21 protein-coding genes and 1 tRNA gene are annotated in these 18,352 nt (G+C 32.2%); 11 read left to right on the top strand and 11 right to left on the bottom strand.

Annotation, left to right across the window (positions count from 1 at the left end; all coding sequences use genetic code 11):
• Positions 1–387: 387 nt before the first annotated feature.
• Positions 388–1,107 carry a ThiF family adenylyltransferase gene (locus ACKI32_RS07385; RefSeq protein ID WP_407415002.1) on the bottom strand — a complete coding sequence of 240 codons (720 nt, stop codon included), beginning with the start codon at positions 1,105–1,107 and terminating at the stop codon, positions 388–390.
• Positions 1,108–1,193: 86 nt separating this feature from the next.
• Here ACKI32_RS07385 and ACKI32_RS07380 point away from each other — a divergent pair, with 86 nt between their 5' ends.
• Together ACKI32_RS07380 and ACKI32_RS07375 are read left to right on the top strand one after the other, a co-directional pair.
• Positions 1,194–1,943 carry a TatD family hydrolase gene (locus ACKI32_RS07380; protein ID WP_407415000.1) on the top strand — a complete coding sequence of 250 codons (750 nt, stop codon included), beginning with the start codon at positions 1,194–1,196 and terminating at the stop codon, positions 1,941–1,943.
• Between the two features lie 223 nt (positions 1,944–2,166).
• Entirely contained in the window at positions 2,167–2,928 is a 762-nt protein-coding gene (locus tag ACKI32_RS07375; RefSeq protein ID WP_407414998.1) for a V4R domain-containing protein, read from the top strand.
• A gap of 6 nt (positions 2,929–2,934) precedes the next feature.
• Here ACKI32_RS07375 and cobI read toward each other — a convergent pair whose 3' ends face one another.
• Complete coding sequence (gene cobI / locus ACKI32_RS07370; RefSeq protein ID WP_407414996.1) at positions 2,935–3,639, bottom strand: precorrin-2 C(20)-methyltransferase; 705 nt, start codon at positions 3,637–3,639, stop codon at positions 2,935–2,937.
• A 77-nt stretch (positions 3,640–3,716) separates the two neighbouring features.
• On the opposite strand from cobI, the gene ACKI32_RS07365 reads away from it, so the two are divergent.
• On the top strand, positions 3,717–5,546 hold the full coding sequence (locus tag ACKI32_RS07365) for a helicase C-terminal domain-containing protein (RefSeq protein WP_407414994.1): 1,830 nt from the start codon (positions 3,717–3,719) through the stop codon (positions 5,544–5,546).
• Between the two features lies 1 nt (position 5,547).
• On the opposite strand, the gene ACKI32_RS07360 is transcribed toward ACKI32_RS07365, so the two are convergent.
• The 8 genes from ACKI32_RS07360 to hpt form a co-directional block, all read right to left on the bottom strand.
• A tRNA-Arg gene (locus tag ACKI32_RS07360) sits at positions 5,548–5,621 on the bottom strand.
• Between the two features lie 21 nt (positions 5,622–5,642).
• Complete coding sequence (locus ACKI32_RS07355) at positions 5,643–6,602, bottom strand: topoisomerase IV (RefSeq protein WP_407414992.1); 960 nt, start codon at positions 6,600–6,602, stop codon at positions 5,643–5,645.
• 8 nt (positions 6,603–6,610) lie between these two features.
• Positions 6,611–6,922 (bottom strand): transcription factor S, encoded by a 312-nt coding sequence (locus tag ACKI32_RS07350; protein WP_407414990.1) that lies wholly within the window; start codon positions 6,920–6,922, stop codon positions 6,611–6,613.
• Between the two features lie 79 nt (positions 6,923–7,001).
• Positions 7,002–7,424 carry an NUDIX domain-containing protein gene (locus ACKI32_RS07345; protein WP_407414988.1) on the bottom strand — a complete coding sequence of 141 codons (423 nt, stop codon included), beginning with the start codon at positions 7,422–7,424 and terminating at the stop codon, positions 7,002–7,004.
• A 27-nt stretch (positions 7,425–7,451) separates the two neighbouring features.
• Positions 7,452–7,730, bottom strand: coding sequence for a DNA-directed RNA polymerase subunit L (locus ACKI32_RS07340; protein ID WP_407414986.1), 279 nt, complete (start codon positions 7,728–7,730; stop codon positions 7,452–7,454).
• Between the two features lie 14 nt (positions 7,731–7,744).
• Positions 7,745–8,314 (bottom strand): exosome complex RNA-binding protein Csl4, encoded by a 570-nt coding sequence (locus tag ACKI32_RS07335; protein WP_407414984.1) that lies wholly within the window; start codon positions 8,312–8,314, stop codon positions 7,745–7,747.
• Positions 8,315–8,388: 74 nt separating this feature from the next.
• Positions 8,389–9,393 carry a diphthamide biosynthesis enzyme Dph2 gene (gene dph2, locus ACKI32_RS07330; RefSeq protein WP_407414982.1) on the bottom strand — a complete coding sequence of 335 codons (1,005 nt, stop codon included), beginning with the start codon at positions 9,391–9,393 and terminating at the stop codon, positions 8,389–8,391.
• 1 nt (position 9,394) lies between these two features.
• A complete protein-coding gene (gene hpt / locus ACKI32_RS07325) occupies positions 9,395–9,964 on the bottom strand; it encodes a hypoxanthine/guanine phosphoribosyltransferase (RefSeq protein ID WP_407414980.1) in 570 nt (189 codons plus the stop codon).
• 88 nt (positions 9,965–10,052) lie between these two features.
• Between hpt and ACKI32_RS07320 the strand changes: the two genes are divergently transcribed.
• From ACKI32_RS07320 to ACKI32_RS07290, 7 genes are all read left to right on the top strand, one after another.
• Positions 10,053–11,402: a signal recognition particle protein Srp54 gene (locus ACKI32_RS07320; protein ID WP_407415004.1), complete on the top strand. Its 1,350-nt coding sequence runs from the start codon at positions 10,053–10,055 to the stop codon at positions 11,400–11,402.
• Position 11,403: 1 nt separating this feature from the next.
• A complete protein-coding gene (locus ACKI32_RS07315; protein ID WP_407414978.1) occupies positions 11,404–12,612 on the top strand; it encodes a tRNA pseudouridine(54/55) synthase Pus10 in 1,209 nt (402 codons plus the stop codon).
• A gap of 4 nt (positions 12,613–12,616) precedes the next feature.
• Entirely contained in the window at positions 12,617–13,084 is a 468-nt protein-coding gene (gene moaC / locus ACKI32_RS07310; RefSeq protein ID WP_407414976.1) for a cyclic pyranopterin monophosphate synthase MoaC, read from the top strand.
• A 69-nt stretch (positions 13,085–13,153) separates the two neighbouring features.
• Positions 13,154–13,315: a preprotein translocase subunit Sec61beta gene (locus ACKI32_RS07305; RefSeq protein WP_295610092.1), complete on the top strand. Its 162-nt coding sequence runs from the start codon at positions 13,154–13,156 to the stop codon at positions 13,313–13,315.
• 49 nt (positions 13,316–13,364) lie between these two features.
• On the top strand, positions 13,365–14,189 hold the full coding sequence (gene hisF / locus ACKI32_RS07300; RefSeq protein WP_407414973.1) for an imidazole glycerol phosphate synthase subunit HisF: 825 nt from the start codon (positions 13,365–13,367) through the stop codon (positions 14,187–14,189).
• Positions 14,186–15,091, top strand: a complete 906-nt coding sequence (locus tag ACKI32_RS07295) for a DNA glycosylase (RefSeq protein ID WP_407414971.1) — start codon at positions 14,186–14,188, stop codon at positions 15,089–15,091. Before hisF ends, ACKI32_RS07295 begins: the two co-directional genes overlap by 4 nt.
• Before the next feature lie 45 nt (positions 15,092–15,136).
• Entirely contained in the window at positions 15,137–16,507 is a 1,371-nt protein-coding gene (locus ACKI32_RS07290; protein ID WP_407414969.1) for an MFS transporter, read from the top strand.
• 26 nt (positions 16,508–16,533) lie between these two features.
• On the opposite strand, the gene ACKI32_RS07285 is transcribed toward ACKI32_RS07290, so the two are convergent.
• Positions 16,534–16,965, bottom strand: a complete 432-nt coding sequence (locus tag ACKI32_RS07285) for a peptidylprolyl isomerase (RefSeq protein ID WP_407414967.1) — start codon at positions 16,963–16,965, stop codon at positions 16,534–16,536.
• 72 nt (positions 16,966–17,037) lie between these two features.
• On the opposite strand from ACKI32_RS07285, the gene ACKI32_RS07280 reads away from it, so the two are divergent.
• Positions 17,038–18,198 (top strand): acetylornithine transaminase, encoded by a 1,161-nt coding sequence (locus ACKI32_RS07280; protein ID WP_407414964.1) that lies wholly within the window; start codon positions 17,038–17,040, stop codon positions 18,196–18,198.
• Positions 18,199–18,352: the final 154 nt, after the last annotated feature.

Here is an 18,352-nt window from a genome sequence, read left to right as displayed (position 1 = left end):
TATTGAATCTGAACTGGTTACAGCATAACATTATTCATTACATCGTAACAGCCTGATTTTATAATTATTTAGAAAATGAATTCTCTATCAGAGTTTTATTGCTTGAAATCTATAAGTATCGGAACTTTTTTATAAGTTTTAGTAGTTCAAATAGATAAGGTTGCTAAGAATATCCTACGTTTCGTATGAACTGTTTGTATTTTTAGAGGTTCAATAAAACTAAAAAGAAGTAATGAGATATTTCAATTGGTAGGATTGGGAAGAGTTTAAAAAGATTGGTTGCAGAGGAGTCATTGTTGCTTTAATGGTAATAACTGAAACTTATCTCGGTTCTGCAACTATTGCAAATCTGACTTTGTTTGCAACTGGAATGATATAACTCTTTTTTTATTCATTATTTTTAATAATATCCTTTATCACTTCACTGGATATTATTAATCCCGCAACGGAGGGTACAAAGGAAACACTGCCTTTCACTTTATATTTTGAATCTTTTTGGTTTATGGCGCAGTCATTTGTGTTTATTGGCTGTTCCTTGGAATAGACTACTTTTAATTTTTCTATATTTCTTTTTCTAAAATCCTTTTTCATTATTCTGGCAAGTGGGCATACTGAAGTCTCATAAATATCAGCTACTTCAAACATTGTAGGATCTAATTTGTTCCCGGTTCCCATTGAGGATATGACTGGAACGTCGAGGGCATCACATTGGCATACGATTGCAATCTTGGCCATTATAGTGTCTACACAATCAACAACATATGATAAGTCTTTGGTGATGATATCATTTTTTGAATCGGCCATATAAAATTCCTTGTAAATTTCAACGTTTGCATCTGGATTAATCTCTAAAATTCTTTCTTTCATTAAATTGACTTTATATTTGCCGATTGTCTTTACTGTTGCTATCAATTGTCTGTTGATATTGCTTTCATCTATCTTGTCAAAGTCTACTAAAACAAAATTTCCTATTCCGCTTCGGGCAAGTCCTTCACAAACAAAGGAGCCCACGCCTCCAAGACCGAAAATGGCGACTTTGGCATTGTTTAACTTTTCCATTCCGTCATTTCCAACTAGCATTTCTGTTCTTGAAAACTTCCCTTCCATATCCACTCACCAAAAAATTTAATTTAATTTATCATATAATAATATACAATCAAAGGAATAAATAATCTTTTCAAATGAGGATTTTCATGATAATTGATACACATTGTCACATTTATAATAGTGAAATGGAAAATGCAGAGGGAATAATAAAGGAAGCTGCAGAAAATGATATACATATAATTTTGAACGGCACAGATCCTCTAAGTAATAATGAAATATTGGAATTGTCACGTAAATATGAAAACGTCTATGCGGCTTTGGGTTATTTTCATACTTTTGTGAGTGAAATAACAGATGAAGATATTATTTTATTGGATAAACAACTTGAAAATGATAAGGTAGTGGCAGTAGGTGAGATAGGCCTTGATTATTATCATACAAAGGACAATAAGGATGAACAAAAGGAATTATTTGAAAAGATGTTAGATCTTGCACAAAAACATGGTTTGCCTGTAATAGTGCATTCCAGAAAATCAATGCAGGATACATTTGATATATTGATAGAACATGATGTAGTGGGGTCCATGCACTGTTATCAGGGTTCGGTCGAAATGGCACAGGAATTCATTAAATTAGGTTTCTATATAGGAATAGGTGGACCAGTTACTCACAATAACAATAAGAAAATAAGGAAAATGGTAAAGGAAATTGATATAAACCATATTCTTGTAGAAACAGACTCTCCATATTTGACTCCAGAAGAAAAAAGGGGTGAAATAAACACATCACTAAACTTAAAATATATAATAAGAAAAATAGCTGAACAATTAGACATTACAGAAAATGAAGTCATGGAAATAACAACAGAAAATACAAAAAAATTATTCAAAATCTAAATGTTTTGAAGTTTTATATTCAATTTTTTAGGGGCTAATAGTCAATTATACGAACTGTTTCATATGTTTTAAAACGAACAGTTCGCATTTTTTTATTTTTCATTTTTTTAAAAATGTTTAATAAAATTTATTATTTTTTATTAATTTGTTTAATTTTTACTTTTTAGATACATTTATTAATAGATAAAAATCAATATTAATATACTAAAAGGGGAAATTAAAAATGAACAATCAAAAACCCGTTCAGATTTTTTCAAATACTGATGAAAATTTCGGTGTCAATGTTATAAAAAGTCCCGTCAAACTCACAATTTTGGAAATGTTAAGGGATAGTGAAATGGAGTTTGACGAAATTGTCAGTAATACCGGTAAATCAAAATCAACAGTCTCTGTTCATTTAAAAAGCTTAAGAGAAAGCGGAGTTATTTCGTACAGAGTTCACCCTGTAGATAATAGAAAAAAAATATTTTACCTGAATTCAAAATATATAGGTTCTGTAGATGTTTCTGAACCAAAGGAACTGGAGGAAGCTCAATCAGACTATTTAATTAAGAATATAGTCGATGAAGATGCAGAATTTTCAACCTTATTATTCCACACTTTAAGAGCAATGCTTATTCAGGAAGGAGTAAATATAGATCCTATTTTACAATCAACTGGCAATAGTATTGGTAGAGCTATTTTTGATAAAGTCTATGATGATGATTTAGAGATATTTATGCAAAATATAGGTAATTTTTGGCAAGAAAAAGGCCTTGGAAGGATTACTTTTGAAATTGGTCAAAATATTAAAATCACAGCTTATGATTGTTTTGAATGTGGTTTGCTTCCAAAAACTGGAAAACCAGCCTGTTATTTGGATACTGGAATTCTTGAAGGTCTATTCACAGAATTCTTTAATTTACCTGTTAGTGTAATTGAAATTCAATGTTATACAATGGGTGATGAAAAATGTATGTTTGAGGTAGAACCTCTAACACAGTAAATCTTATTAATCATCGCCAAATTTAATTATTGTAGTTGTAAGATAAGGTTTTTCATTGGAAAAGCCTTCAATGATTTTTTCGTTTTCACGTGTACAATTTTGCACAGAATAAATTTCTTTTGGCCTATTTTTTTCTTCTATTGTTGATTCTAGCTTAGAAGTGTTTCTTGATGCTTTCATAAGTACAATGGAATCACTGTAATCAAGAACTTGCTCTAATCTGTCATCAATTTTTGGAACGATAGTTAAAATGTCGTTCTGTTCTACTAAAGCTTCGTTTTTAGCAGCTGCACAGGCAGTAAATGATGTGATTCCCGGAACGGTTTCAATTTCATAATCGTCAATTAATTTTTTCTGCACATAAGAATATGTACTAAAAATGGAGCTGTCTCCTAAGGTTATGAATGCCACGTCACGGCCGCTGTCAAGATATTGTGCAATCATTTCTGCTGCACTGTTCCATACTTTTTCAAGCTCTTTTTTATCTTCAATCATTGGGAAGATAGGTGCAACAAGCATTAACCTTTTGTAATCTTCTCTCTTTTCTAAAATCGGTTTTACAATGGAAAATGCAATACTTTCTTTTTCTTTTGATGATTTTGGTGAAAATATCACTGGAACTGTTTCTAAAATTCTAGCTGCTTTTAAAGTTAATAATTCAGTATCTCCAGGCCCTACACCAATTCCATACAATTTTCCTTTTTTAGTCATATAATCACTTTCAAATATTATTTCACAAATGCTCTTTCTATAATTTATTTATAGTATCCTTATCTAATATATTTTTAATGTCAAATTCAATGTTTTGTCCAAATTGTGGAATGCTTAAAAGTAATTGTACTTGTGGAAAGTACCCTAAAAAAGAAAATGCTGGTCCAACAAACTTATTTAGTTTCTCAAAACCTAGAAGTTCTTCTATTTTAGATGATGATATACCTGAAGTTTATTCTGTAGATGACCATAAACTTGATGAGGGTACAGTAGCATATTTGAAAGAACGATATCCAAGCATAGATGATGAAATTATTGAAAATTTTCCATTTAACGAGCCAAGAATCGGTCAATTAGAGATTATTCAAGATATTAATGATGCGATAAGAAAAGGATACAAGTACATTATCTTGGAGGCCGGAACAGGAACAGGTAAATCCGCAATAGCGACAACACTTGCCAAAATGTATGAATCAGCTTATATCCTTACAATGACAAAGCAGTTACAGTCCCAATATTCAGATGAGTTTGAATTTCCACTTGTTAAGGGTAGAGGAAATTTCGCATGCTTAAACGATAATCTGGAGTCAACCTGCGATATGGGGGCATGTAAGACAACACCTACATCCTCTAAATTTTTCTGCCCATATGGTGTTGCAAAAAATCCAACTTTGGATGCAGAACTGGCTTTTGAAGATTCATTTGGTGGCACAGTATTTTACCAATCAGAAAGTCACTGTCATTATTGGAATCAAAAGGCAAATGCAGTAAACTCTCCAATCACTTTAATGAACTATGATTATGCAATTGCCGAGCTGAATTATGTCAAACATTTCGGAACAAGATCTTTATTAATATTGGACGAAGCCCACAATATAGAAAATAAATTAATGGCTACAATGGAAGTCAGCTTGTATAACAGACGTCTTGAAAAGGATATTAACAAAGTAATATCTCAGGAAACATTAAAAGATGGTGAAATTGAAGATTGGAAGATGGAAATCGATGCAGTTAGGGAAGCCTATGAGGATATTGACTTAAAAGATGTTAGCAAAAATAAAGCAGATAGAATTAAATCAACAATTTCAAGGCTTAAAACTCTTAAAAACAACCTTGACAGTGAACCAAAAAATTGGGTTATTGATACAGAAGAAAGCGGAGTCACATTCAAACCGTTAAGAGTTCATCGATATGCTAAAAATAATCTTTTAAAGTATGGAGATGTTGTAATATTCATGAGTGCAACTATTCTTTCTCATAGGATGTTTTCCAAGTGGTTGGGACTAAATCCAAATGAAGTTTATCACATTAAAGTTGACAGTCCGTTTACAAAAGAAAAAAGACCTATAATTCTTAATTTAGCGGGTAAAATGTCAGCCAACAGGATTAAAAATACTGCTCCAAAAACTATTCCAATTTTACAGGAAATTTTAAAAAAACATGAAGGAGATAAAGGTTTAATTCATACTCACAGCTATAAATGTCAACAGTACATTACCAATAACTTATATAACTCAAGATTAATCACTCATTCTTCAAAAAACAGAGAGCAAATTCTTGACTTTTTTGAAAAAGATGAAAACCCATTAGTTTTGGTTTCACCTTCTATGAGTGAAGGTGTTGATTTGCCATATGATAAGTGCAGATTCCAGATTATTTATAAAATACCATTCCCTTATCTTGGAGATAAGCAAGTGAACATGAGAATGAAAAGAGATAAGAAATGGTATGCATATAAGACGGTTATGACTTTAATGCAGGCTTATGGCCGTGGGATGAGGGCTGAAGATGATTCATGTTATACTTATATCATTGATAGTGATATTAACATGTTATTTAAAAGTCCAATGTATAGGTCTTTAATTCCTGATTTCTTTAAAGAGGCCGTTGTTAGAGTTAAAAAATAAGCGGACCTGGAGGGATTTGAACCCCCGACCTTAGGATCCGAAGTCCTACGTCATTCCTGACTAGACTACAGGCCCAATAAAATTAAAATTTTATTCCTATTCTTCTTTTTTTTCTTCAGAATCAATAGAAATAATTGGCATATCTTTGATGTCTTCCACTTCTGCAAAAATTTCATCGATAGATTCATTATCGAGCTGAACTTGTTCATATTCGATTTCTTCAGCTGTTAATTCTTTTTTTTCTTTAGCTGGAGGTAAATCTTCGACGTTTTCTTCATTATTTTTGGTTTTTTTAGAAGCAGTGGGTTTTTTAAGTTTTTCTTTTAAATCACCAATGTCAAATTCTCCTATTTTATAAGATTCTTTGTCTAATGGGATTTCACTATTAGGAATTATTTGTGGTTCAGGTTCATCTTTTTTAGTCGTGGTGTTTTTTTCTTCTTCATCATTCTCAATAGAATTAATACGATCTGTTATTCCTTTAAATGGTAGCTTTATATAAAATACTTTAATTATTCCGTAAGCAAAGAATATTAATCCAAACGCTAAAACAATAACGAAAATAAAGTTTGTTTCACCTGAAACAACATGGTCTATAACTCTATCACTACGTGATTGGAAGATGAATGCAGAAATAATTATTAATATTAATCCAATGAGTGTACTTACAATACCCAAAACTGGTGTTCTTCCAATTTTTGCATTTACAATTGTATCGAAATTTTCGCTAATCTCTCCCATGAAGTCTTCGGGATTTTCTTCAATTTCTGTATTTTCAACATCTTTTTCTTTAGGTGTATTTATAATAAAATTTTCATCAATTGGGGTTTCTTCTAAATTTATAGCATGGGCTGGTTCATCTCCTGGACGGTAGATGAATTCATCGTCAATTTCTAATTCTTCAAATTCATCAGAATCATTGAGATAGTCTATTAATTCACTATCTTCTTCGACATCATCATAATTTGCAGATTCTTTTACATTATCTTCTTTGATATTATGAATCATGTCTTTTAAATTAGAAATCCTATGCTCTTTTTCTTTAGAATCTTTCATAAAAACCCTCAGCTGTATTCTCTCCAACTGTGTTTACATTCAGTGCATGTAAAAAAACGTGTAGGTGCTTCATCAGCACTACGAGTTTGTTTTAGTTCATAATAAGCTTTATCATTTCCACACTCTGGACAAACTTCAGTTGTTGTTGGGCGTACATCAATATCTTCACCCAACATTTTAACGGTTTCTTCAGCTTCAACTTTCTTTGAAACCTCATATTCATTAGTATCTGATAATTCGTTAGAGTATCCACAGCTATTACATTTCAAAACTCCATCACTTGGAAGCATCATTGCCCCACACTTTGGACAAAATTCCATGTAACCTCTCCCTTTTATAATCTATAAATTTTTTATATATTCTAATAATTTTTTTTTTAACTTATTTAAATATATAGCATTAAATACTAATTTTAGCTTTTTTTAGGCAATCATTTATTATTTTTTCATGGTCAAAAGCAATATTGATATCTTTTAGTTTGTCCTGTGAAAATATTGCAATATCACTTGCATCGCTATCAGCTTTTCTTTGAGATATATCACCTTTAGCTATATATGCAACTGTTATTGTATGGCCTCTTGGGTCTCTATCAGGCTTTGAATAGACATTTACCAAATCTATTAATTCAACATCAATATTTGTTTCTTCTTTCGCTTCTCTGACGGCAGCATCTTCGACACTTTCACCATACTCGATAAATCCTCCAGGTAATGCCCAGTAATCTTTGTAAGGATTGTTTTTTCTTTTAATTAAAATAAAATTAAAATCATCATCAAAAATAAAAATATCGGCTGTAAGTGAAGGAATCTTGTAATTTGCCATCAAATCACATAAAAAATAATATAGAAGCTATAAAGCTTCATCAATAAGTTTTTTAAATTCAGAACTTTCTTTTTGGAGTTCTTCTGCTGCTTTTTTCAATGCTTTTCTTGGTCTTTTTCCTCTTTTGGTTTTAATAGTCATTTCAGGTTTACCGGTAAGAGGGTGATCAATATTGTAAACAGCATATTCAACATCAGGGTCTTGCATTAAAATGTGTCTTAATGCATTGCAAACTCCATGACTTTCATCTTTTACAATAAAAGTTAATTCTAAAGTTTTATCTTCTACAATTTCAAAGTTTTCCATTTTATCAACCTTAATTAATCATTAACATAGTTTTTAGAGACTTTACGTCTTTCTTTCTTATTACATGTATTACATTGAAGCTCATTTACTTTTTGTGTAGTGTGCATAAAATCTCTACAACGGGTACACATTGCTTTTAGGACTCCACAATCCTCATCTACAGTACCTAAATCAACATTATCTCCAGTAATTTTCACAACTTTTGCTTGAATAATGTCTCCTATTCTAAAAGCATCTGATAATTTTTCTAAATAATCTTTTTTTGCTTGTGAGATGTGGATAGCACCCATATATGGTAGTGCCAATGGTCTAGCATTGTCTTTCATACATTCGATTTTTACGTTTGCTCTTTGTGGTTTAATATCAGTTATTTGTCCATAAACGGTGTCACCAACTTTTAAAAGAGCAGGTTTTGCATCTGACACAACAGAAATAACCTTCATTTTTTGATTAATTTTAACATTTCCAAGTACTGCTGATTTAATTTCACCATTATCATCATAAGTACCTTCACCTGGTAGGTATTGTTCGATAATTCCTAATTTATCTCCAGGCATTGCAATTTGTTCTTCTTGTGTATTCATATTAAAATCACCAAAATAAAGATTTTATAAAAATTTCTTTAATATAATAATTATATTGATATTAATATTTAAAATTATTTGTAACGTTCATGGAATAAAATTTCATCCAATTGATAGTTTTCCCATTCACGTTTGTTTAAAACTATTTCTAGTTCTTGTGGTGTTAGTAATGGTTTTTTATACATTTGTGAATCGTCGATAGCAATTCTTGGACAAGCACTTACAACAAAGGCATCCAAATCTAGGTATGGTAATAATATGTCTGGTGTTACATTATCTACTAAAATAATAAATGCTTCCATTTTATTGTCTTCAAGGATTTTTTTAATTTCCTTTGCAAGTTTCATTCTATACTGGCCTTCTTTTGAAGACACTAATATTCCCCATTTTTTAGCACTTCTGGCTTTGGTAATCCTTGCAAATCTAATTCTTAAAATTCTATCAGCATAATCGTCCATTCTTCTAATTTCGCTATTATATGGATCAAGTGCCAAAACAGGGGTGTTTGAAAATAAGTTAATTCCAAGCGGGTGGAAGTTACCGCTACCTATAAAAAGGAATATTTCGACATCCAAGTCTTTTATTGATGAAAAATTACAACCTAAAACCTGTCCTTTTCTTGTTGAAGGTGAAGAACCAAGTATGACTTCTTTACCATTATCTTCTAGAAAATCCTTGGCTTCATTTAATAAATGTAAGTGTTGGGTTGTGGTTACAAGACCTATTCTGGAATATTCTTTTAAGTTTTCCAATGATTTTTCCAGGTCTTTTTTAATGTCTATTTTAGAGAAAGCTTCAATAAAAACTGTAGGCACTTCGTATTTTAAAGGAAGAGGGGTATGCCCGTAATGAATGATTAAATCAACAGACCCTTTCATTTTATAGTCGCTAACGTCACAGGCTCCAAAACACGGATCTCCTGAAATTATCACTGTTGCATCAGTTTCTGCTTCAATTTTTCTAGCTATTTTTGTAGCTTGTATTTTTAAGCCTTCTGGAAACTGAAGGCCGACGGTTTGGGCGTCCTTTGAGTTTATTTTACGGATTACTTTATCTAAATCCATTTCATACATTGACATTTTAATCTTCAATAGTTTTTTCAATGACTACTTTACCATCAATAACATCTAATTTAACAATAGATAAGACATCTATTCCAGTTTCTTTTTTGACAATTTCTTTTCCTTCACCTTTATCAATAATGGCTACTACAGATTTCAAATCTAAACCCATATCTTTTAAGGTTTTAATTAATGCTACTAATGTTCCACCGGTACTTACAACATCATCAATAAGTAATATTTTTTCTCCGGCGTGTAAATCGTTTACATAAAGGTTTGATGAACCGTAACCGGTTTTTTGATAAACTTCTGTTTCACCAGGTAGTCCATATTGTCTTTTACGTATTACAACAAAAGGGATGTCGGTTGCAAGGGATAATGCTGTTGCTAAGTGTATTCCCATCGCTTCAACAGCTACAATTTTATCAATATCTAAATTTGCATGCTTGTGAACAGCAAGTGCTAATTCTCTAAGCATTATTGGGTCCATTGCTGGAATACCATCACTTATTGGATTTACAAAGTAATTGTAATCTCCTTTTTTTACAATGGGTGACGCCTCTAAAGATTTTTTTACTTCCTCTAACATAGTCTCACACAAAAATTTTAAACTTGGTTAAATATAAATATAGTATTAATATAATTATATAACTTGCTAATTAGAATTATTATAAGTGATTAATATGCTTGGAAATTTAGGAGAAAATCTTACTAATACTATGAAAAAATTAGTAGGAATGTCCGTCATTGATAAAAAAACTATAAAAGAGGTTGTAAAAGATATACAACGTGCTTTAATTCAATCTGACGTTAATATTAAATTAGTTTTAGATTTATCAAAAAAAATAGAATCAAGAGCTCTTGAAGAAGAACCTCCAAAAGGAATCACTCCAAGAGAACATGTTATAACCATTATTTATGAAGAGATGGTAAATCTTTTAGGTAGTGAAGCTGCAGGTTTGGATATTAATGAAAGACCTTATAAGATATTGTTTTTAGGTTTGCAGGGTAGTGGTAAAACTACTACAATCGGTAAATTATGCAGATATTTGCAGAAAAAAGGTTTCAATCCGGCCGTTGTTTGTACAGACACATGGAGGCCAGCTGCTTATGAGCAATTAAGACAATTAACTGAAGAAATGGATGTTCCACTATATGGTGATCCGGAAAATAAAGATGCATTAGATTTAGCTCGTAAGGGATTAAACGAATTTAAAAATAGGAAAGTTATCATTTTCGATACTGCTGGTAGGCACAAACAGGAAGAAGATTTAATTGCGGAAATGGATGAATTGGATGATATTATTAATCCTAGTGAAGCTATTTTAGTCATTGATGGAACAATTGGTCAACAGGCTGGTGAACAAGCTAGAGCGTTTTCACAAGCCACAGACATAGGTTCAATTATTATTACAAAATTAGACGGTTCAGCAAAAGGTGGGGGTGCAATGTCTGCTGTTGCAGAAACTGGTGCTCCAATTAAATTCATCGGGACTGGAGAGAGAATCGATGACTTTGAATTATTCGACCCTGAAAGATTTATTTCAAGATTACTTGGAATGGGGGATATCAAATCCCTTATAGAAAAGGCTGAAGAAAATATTGATGAGGATGTTGCTGAAAAAACCATGAATAACATGTTAACTGGTAAGTTCACATTAATGGATATGAAAAACCAGTTTGAGATGATGAACAGTATGGGTCCAATGCAACAAGTCTTAAACATGATTCCGGGTATGGGAAACAAGATTACAAAAGAAGCGTCTAAAATGACAGAAGATAAAATTGATTCTTATAAAATCATGATGTCTTCTATGACTGAAGAAGAAATGTTAAACCCAAAAATCATCAAGCAATCCCGTATTAAAAGGATAGCTCGCGGTTCTGGTTTTGAAGAAAGTGAAGTTAAAGAACTTTTAAAATACTATAACAACACTAAAAAGACAATGAAAGGAATTGGAAAACGTAGTGGCCGTTTAGGTGGCGGTGCTATGAACCGTATGATGGGCCAGTTTATGAACAGATAACATGTTTGAATTAGCTGAAGATATTCTAAACGAAACAGATGGAAAAATCTGTAAACATTGTCTTGGACGTAAGTTATCTAAAACAATTGAAGGTGTTAACAATATAGAAAGGGCAGATAAGGTATGCTCTGAATTAAACATCAATTTAGATGATGTGGAATGTAGCATCTGCGATAATCTTTTTGACAAACTGAATGAAGATTTATATAAAAAAATAGATGATAAAATCAACCAATTGGGCATTGAATTTGAAACATTTCTTGTTGGGTCTAAAATAGCCAAGGATATTCAAAAAAAAGACGAAGATTTGTCTGAAAAATTCGATTTAAATGTTGAAACCATTAAAAAAGAAGTAAATAGGTTAATAGGTCTTGAAATTTGGGAAAGATATGACAAAGAAGCAGAATTTGAAAGTCAAGACATTGTTTTTAGTATAGATTTAATCAACGAGCCCAAGGTCAAAATTCAGATAAACCCTTTATATGTTGAAGGCAAATATAACAAGTTGAAACGTGGAATTCCTCAAACAAAATGGCCTTGCAGTAAATGTAAGGGAAGAGGTTGTGAAGATTGTAACTTTACAGGAAAGCAATACCCTGAATCAGTTGAAGAACTAATTTCCGAGCACTTTTTAGAGATAACTAAAGGTCGTGAAGCAAAATTCCATGGAGCTGGACGAGAAGATATTGATGTTTTAATGTTAGGTTCTGGAAGACCATTTGTTTTAGAAATAAAAGAACCAAAAATTAGATATTTTGATTTAAAAGAATTAGAAGATAAAATTAATAAAATTAATGAAGGTAAAACTTCATATCACAATTTACATCTGTGTGAGAGAAGAAGAAAAGCAGAAATTAAACAATCTTCTCCTGATACTTATAAAGTTTATAATGCAATTGTCAAATGTGATGGGGTATTTGATGCAGATAAACTTGAGGAATTAACTAAATTTGATGAGATTCACCAACAAACTCCTTTAAGGGTACTTAGAAGACGTACAGACATGATACGTATTAAACATGTTCTTGATTTGTCCTATGAGATAATCGATAAAAAGACATTTAGTATGCGCATCAAAACTGAAGGTGGATTATACATTAAAGAATTAATTTCCGGTGATGAAGGAAGAAGCCATCCTAATGTAAGTGAAGTATTGGGAGTTAATGCAATTTGCGAACAATTGGATGTAATTGAAGTAAGTGAGAAGTGATATTATGGCAGAGGAGTTTACACATTTAACAGAAAGTGGAGTACATATGGTTGAAGTTGGTGGAAAACCAGATCAAAAAAGAAGGGCTATTGCAAAAGGCAGCATATTTTTAGATAAAAATACCATTGATTTAATCCAAAATGAAGAAATCAAAAAGGGTAATGTTTTAACAACTGCTCAAATTGCAGGGATTCAGGCTGTTAAAAATACATCTTCAATAATTCCGCTTTGCCATCCATTAGCTTTAACTGGAATAGAACTTGATTTTGAAGTTAAACAAACAGAAATTATTGCTACATGTGCTGTTAATACTTTAGGAAAAACTGGTGTTGAAATGGAAGCTATTACTGGTGTGAGTGTTGCATTACTTACTGTGTGGGATATGGTCAAGGCTGTTGAAAAAGATGAGGATGGACAGTATCCAGATACTAGAATAAGCGATATTAAGGTTATTAAGAAAGAGAAAATCTAACCTTTATATACTAGGAAAATAAAAGTTATATACAGTTATTTTTATCAATTAATTTTTAGGAGATTATTTATGGCAAAAAAAGATAATAAAATTTCTATGCCTCAAACTGGTGCAGGTTTAGTAAGATACTTTGATGAAGAAAGTTTAGGTCCAAAACTTTCACCTGAGCACGTAATTGTTGCTACTATTATTTTAGCTATATTTTGTTTCGTTTTAAGATATTCAGCTTAAAATTATTGTTTTTTAAAACAATACTCTTTTTTTATTTTTATTGATTACTATGTTAACTAAAAGAATTATTCCTTGTCTAGATTGTGATTTACAAGTTCCGGAAGGTAGGGTTGTAAAAGGTGTTGAGTTTAAAGAGATTAAATATGCTGGTAACCCAGTTGACCTTGCAACACGCTACTATGAGGAAGGAGCAGATGAAGTTGTTGTTTTAGATATAACAGCATCTCATGAAAGGCGTGCAACAATGGCAGATGTTATTGATAGGCTAACTGAAAATGTTTTCATGCCAATCTGTGTAGGTGGGGGAATAAGGAAAGTTGATGATTATATTAAAATGCTTAAGGCAGGAGCAGACAAATGCTCAACTAACACTGCAGCTATTAAAAATCCACAATTGTTAACTGACGCTTCAAAAGTTGTTGGATCACAAGCTGTCGTAATTGGAATTGATGCAAAAAGAAGATATGTTGACCATCCTGATGATGCGCCTGATAAAGTAGTCATTGAAACTGATAAAGGTTTTTGTTGGTTTGACTCAAGTATTTACGGTGGACGTGAATTCACAGGTATTGATGCAATCCAATGGGCACAAAAATGCCAGGATTTAGGTGCCGGTGAAATTCTTTTAACAAGTATGGATGGAGATGGAACTCAAAACGGTTATGATATTGAGTTGAATAAAGCTATTAATGATGCGGTTGATATTCCAGTTATAGCTAGTGGTGGTGTTGGAGAGCCAAAACATATTCTGGAAGTATTTGAAAAAACTGATGTTAGTGCAGCTCTTGCAGCAAGCATATTCCATTTTAATCAATATTCAATTGGAACTGTAAAGGAATACTTAAAAGAAAACAATGTAGCTGTTCGTTTATGATTATTAGAAAACCTATTAATTTAGAACTGACCCAATTGTCAGGTCAAACATCACAACCTCCTTGGATTAATGTTGGAGATTCATTTAGGGAAGTTTTAATGGTTAATGAAAAGCCAGTTCTTTTTGATGTAAAACAATCCGGTGATTATCTTGATTTTAATTTCACTGGAGATATATCTAAAAAAGAAGCTATTCATAGTTTAAACTACATTTATGATTTGGATTTTGATTTGAATAAATTTTATAATTATTTATCAAACCAAGCAGAGTTGGAAGAAATGTCTGAGTTCTGCAAAGGGTTACGGCTGTTTTTGGCAAATGACCCGTTTGAGTGTATAATTTCATCAATTTGCTCTGCAAATAATTCCATTAAACGCTGGACAAAATCCATCCGAGACATGAAAGAAAAATGGGGAAATAATTATTTTGATTATTATTATACATTTCCAGATAAATCTATAATTCAAGATATTTACGAAGATGATAATGAAGAATTGTTATTTGGGGATAAACCTTGTGGTAATAATTTAAAATCATGTGGTGTTGGATATCGGGCGCCATATATCAAAAAAGCTTCACATATTTTTACACTTGAAATGGACCTTTCAGAAATTTCTAAGATGGATTATGAAGAGGCATTTGAAACCATCCTAAAAGTTCCGGGTGTGGGCCCAAAAGTAGCGGACTGCATATTGCTTTACGGATTTAACTTTAAAGAGGCATTTCCATCCGATGTTTGGATAAAACGTATTGTTTCTCATTTATATTTTGATGGTAAGGATATTAACGTAAGTAAAGTGAGAGATTTTGGAATGGATGAGTTTGGCGACTATGCAGGTTATGTACAACTTTATTTGTTCCATTATGCAAGAATGTCTGGTCTAATGAGCAAATTGAAATAATATTTTCAAAAACAATATATCCTATAAGTTTGATATAGTTTATTGATGCAGACAAAAAATTTAATCCTTTTAATTTGTACAGTATTGTCATTTTTCACAGTTTTTGCGGTTAATGCGGTAAATGTAGTAATCCCATCAATTGCGGCTGAGTTTCACATGAATAATATTGTTCAAAACTGGGTTACAATTATTTTTTTATTGGTTGTGGCTGTCCTTTCAGTTCCCGCAGGTCAAATTTCTGGCAAATACGGTCTTAAAAAAGTCACAATTTTCAGTATTGTCCTTTTTATTATAATTTCCATTGTCAATGTATTAGTAACATCAACAGAACTTTTTTTAACATGCCGTTTGATATTGGGAATTGCATTATCATTTATAAACGTCACATCAATGGCTATGATAGTTTCAGCATTTAAACCAGAAGACCGTGGTGCCGCTTTAGGGATTAACATCACAGGGGTTTATGTAGGTTTATCATTATCTCCCGTTCTTGGAGGAATTCTAAATTATAATTTGGGATGGAGGTCTGTTGTCTTATTTGGAGTTCCATTTTTACTTGTAATTCTGGCATTGCTTTTATTTAAAGTCAAAGATGAATGGATAACATTTGAGGGAATTCCGATTGATATTAAAGGATCTCTCGTATATGGAATTGGTATGGTATTGTTTATCTATGGCTTTACAATATTGCATCAGCCATTGGGAATATTATTAACAGTTTTAGGAGTAATCTGTTTTATTGTATTTGGATTGATAGAATTAAAACAGGACAATCCGGTATTTGATATTAGATTTTTCAAAAACCGTAAGTTTTTATCTTCAAATTTCGCATCTCTATCAGCATATTTGGCAACATATGCAGTAGTTACAATCCTAAATTATCACCTACAGTACATAAAAGGATTTGATTCACAGACTGCAGGCATGATTCTTCTTGTAGCGCCAATATGTCAGGTTATTCTTGCTCCAATTGCTGGTAAATTGTCTGATAAGTATGTTCCACAAATCCTGGCAGCTATTGGAATGGGACTTGGAACAGTTTCGTTAGTTTTATTCTCATTTTTAGATAACGGAACCTCTCTTGAGTTTTTAATTGTTGCAATGATTATCTATGGTATTGGATTTGGATTGTTCTCACCACCAAATACGAATGTTATAATGGGTTCGGTTCCACCAAAAGACACTTCTGTTGCCTCAGCGGCAGTTTCAACAATGCGTACAGTAGGCCAGGCAATGAGTATGGGGATATTGACATTGGTATTTGCATTTGTAATGGGTGATGTGCCTATTGTTGAGCAATACTATCCTCTTTTGATAAGCAGCTGTCAAATTACATGTCTGATTTGTGTGGTGTTGTGTTTACTTTCAGTATTTGCTTCATTTGTTGGAATCAAATCTAATGATACTATTAATTAAAAAAAGAAAAGTTTGAAAGATAATAATTATCTTTCTTCAATGGTGACTTTATTCATTACGTCACCTTGTTGGATAGCGTCTACAACATCTTGGCCTTTAATAACTTGACCGAATACAGTGTGAACACCATCTAAATGTGGTTGTGGTGAGTGTGTAATAAAGAATTGGCTTCCACCAGTGTCTTTACCTGCATGTGCCATGGATAATGCACCAGTACCGTGTTTGTGTGGGTTTCCTTCAGTTTCACATTTGATAGTGTATCCTGGTCCACCGGTACCGTTACCGATAGGACATCCACCTTGAATTACAAAGTCTGGAATTACTCTGTGGAAAGTTAATCCATCGTAAAATCCTTCGTTGATTAATTTTTCAAAGTTAGCTACGGTTCCAGGTGCTTCATTTGGGAATAATTCAAGTTCAATATTCCCTTTATCAGTTTCGATTATTGCGACTTTCATTTTATCACCTAATTATTAAATAACATTAATACTATATAATATTAATGATTAAAAAGTTTATGGAGGAAAAAAATGAATACTCAGGAATTAATTAAGATTGAAGATGATTATTTCATTAATACTTTTACAAGACAACCAATCGTTTTAGACCACGGGGAAGGTGTAAAAGTATTTGACATTGATGGAAATGAATATTTGGACATGTTTGCAGGTATCGCAGTTAATGCTTTAGGTCACAATCACCCAAAACTTGTAAAAGCATTACAGGATCAGGCAGAAAAGCTCATTCACATTTCAAGCATTTACTACAACGAACCTGCTTTGGTTTATGCTAAAAGATTAGTTGATTCAACCAGTTTTGATAGAATATTTTATGCCAACAGTGGTGCAGAGGCAAATGAGGGAGCAATTAAACTAGCTGTTAAATATACTGGTAAAAGCGAAATTATTTCAACTGTTGATTCATTCCACGGAAGAACAATAATGACCTTGGCAGCAACTGGGCATGAAGAATATCATGAGCCATTTAAGGCTGTAATGCCTAAGGGGTTCATCAATGTTCCTTACAATGATATTGATGCAATTAAAGATGCAATAACAGAAAATACTGCAGCTATTATTGTTGAACCTATCCAAGGTGAAGGGGGAGTTAATGTTCCAGATAAAAACTACTTAAAACAAGTAGAAGAGCTTTGTCATGAAAAGAACATCGTATTTATCGTTGATGAAGTTCAAACAGGATTTGGAAGATGTGGAACTCTCTTTGCTCATGAATTATTTGATGTTAAACCAGATATCATGACAATGGCTAAAGGAATAGGTGGAGGAGTCCCAATGGGTGGAATCCTTGCTACAGAAAAGGTAGCTAGTGCTTTTGTTCCAGGTGATCACGGAACCACATTCGGTGGAGGACCTCTTGTCTGTGTAGCTGCAAATGCAGTTTTAGATGCATTTGAAGAAGAAAATATCTTGGATAATGTTAATGAAGTTGGTGAATATTTCATTAGCGAACTTAAAAAATTAGATAAGGATATCATTGCTGATGTAAGAGGTAAAGGATTGATGGTTGGTTTGGAACTAACCAAACCTGGTGCCGAATATGTTGACAAACTCCGCGAAGCAGGATTTTTAATCAACTGTACTGCGGATAAGGTTTTAAGATTCGTTCCACCATTGATAATTACAAAAGCAGAAATTAACAAGTTTGTCAAAGCTTTAGATGAAATACTCTAAAGCTCATAATTTCTTTTTTTGAGTCTGTAAAATTTTATAGGCTTCTTTCAAATTTAATTTTTTACACTTGAAATTTCACTTCGATGAAAATTCGTTCTAATTCTTCTTTAATTACAAAATAAATTGTTAAAAAATAGTAAATTACTTAAATAAG

The sequence above is a fragment of the Methanobrevibacter sp. genome (assembly GCF_045611865.1).
In the GTDB taxonomy this organism is placed as follows: domain Archaea; phylum Methanobacteriota; class Methanobacteria; order Methanobacteriales; family Methanobacteriaceae; genus Methanocatella.
The sequence above is the reverse complement of the archived record's forward strand: the minus strand, read 5'-3'. Positions and strand labels throughout refer to the sequence as shown.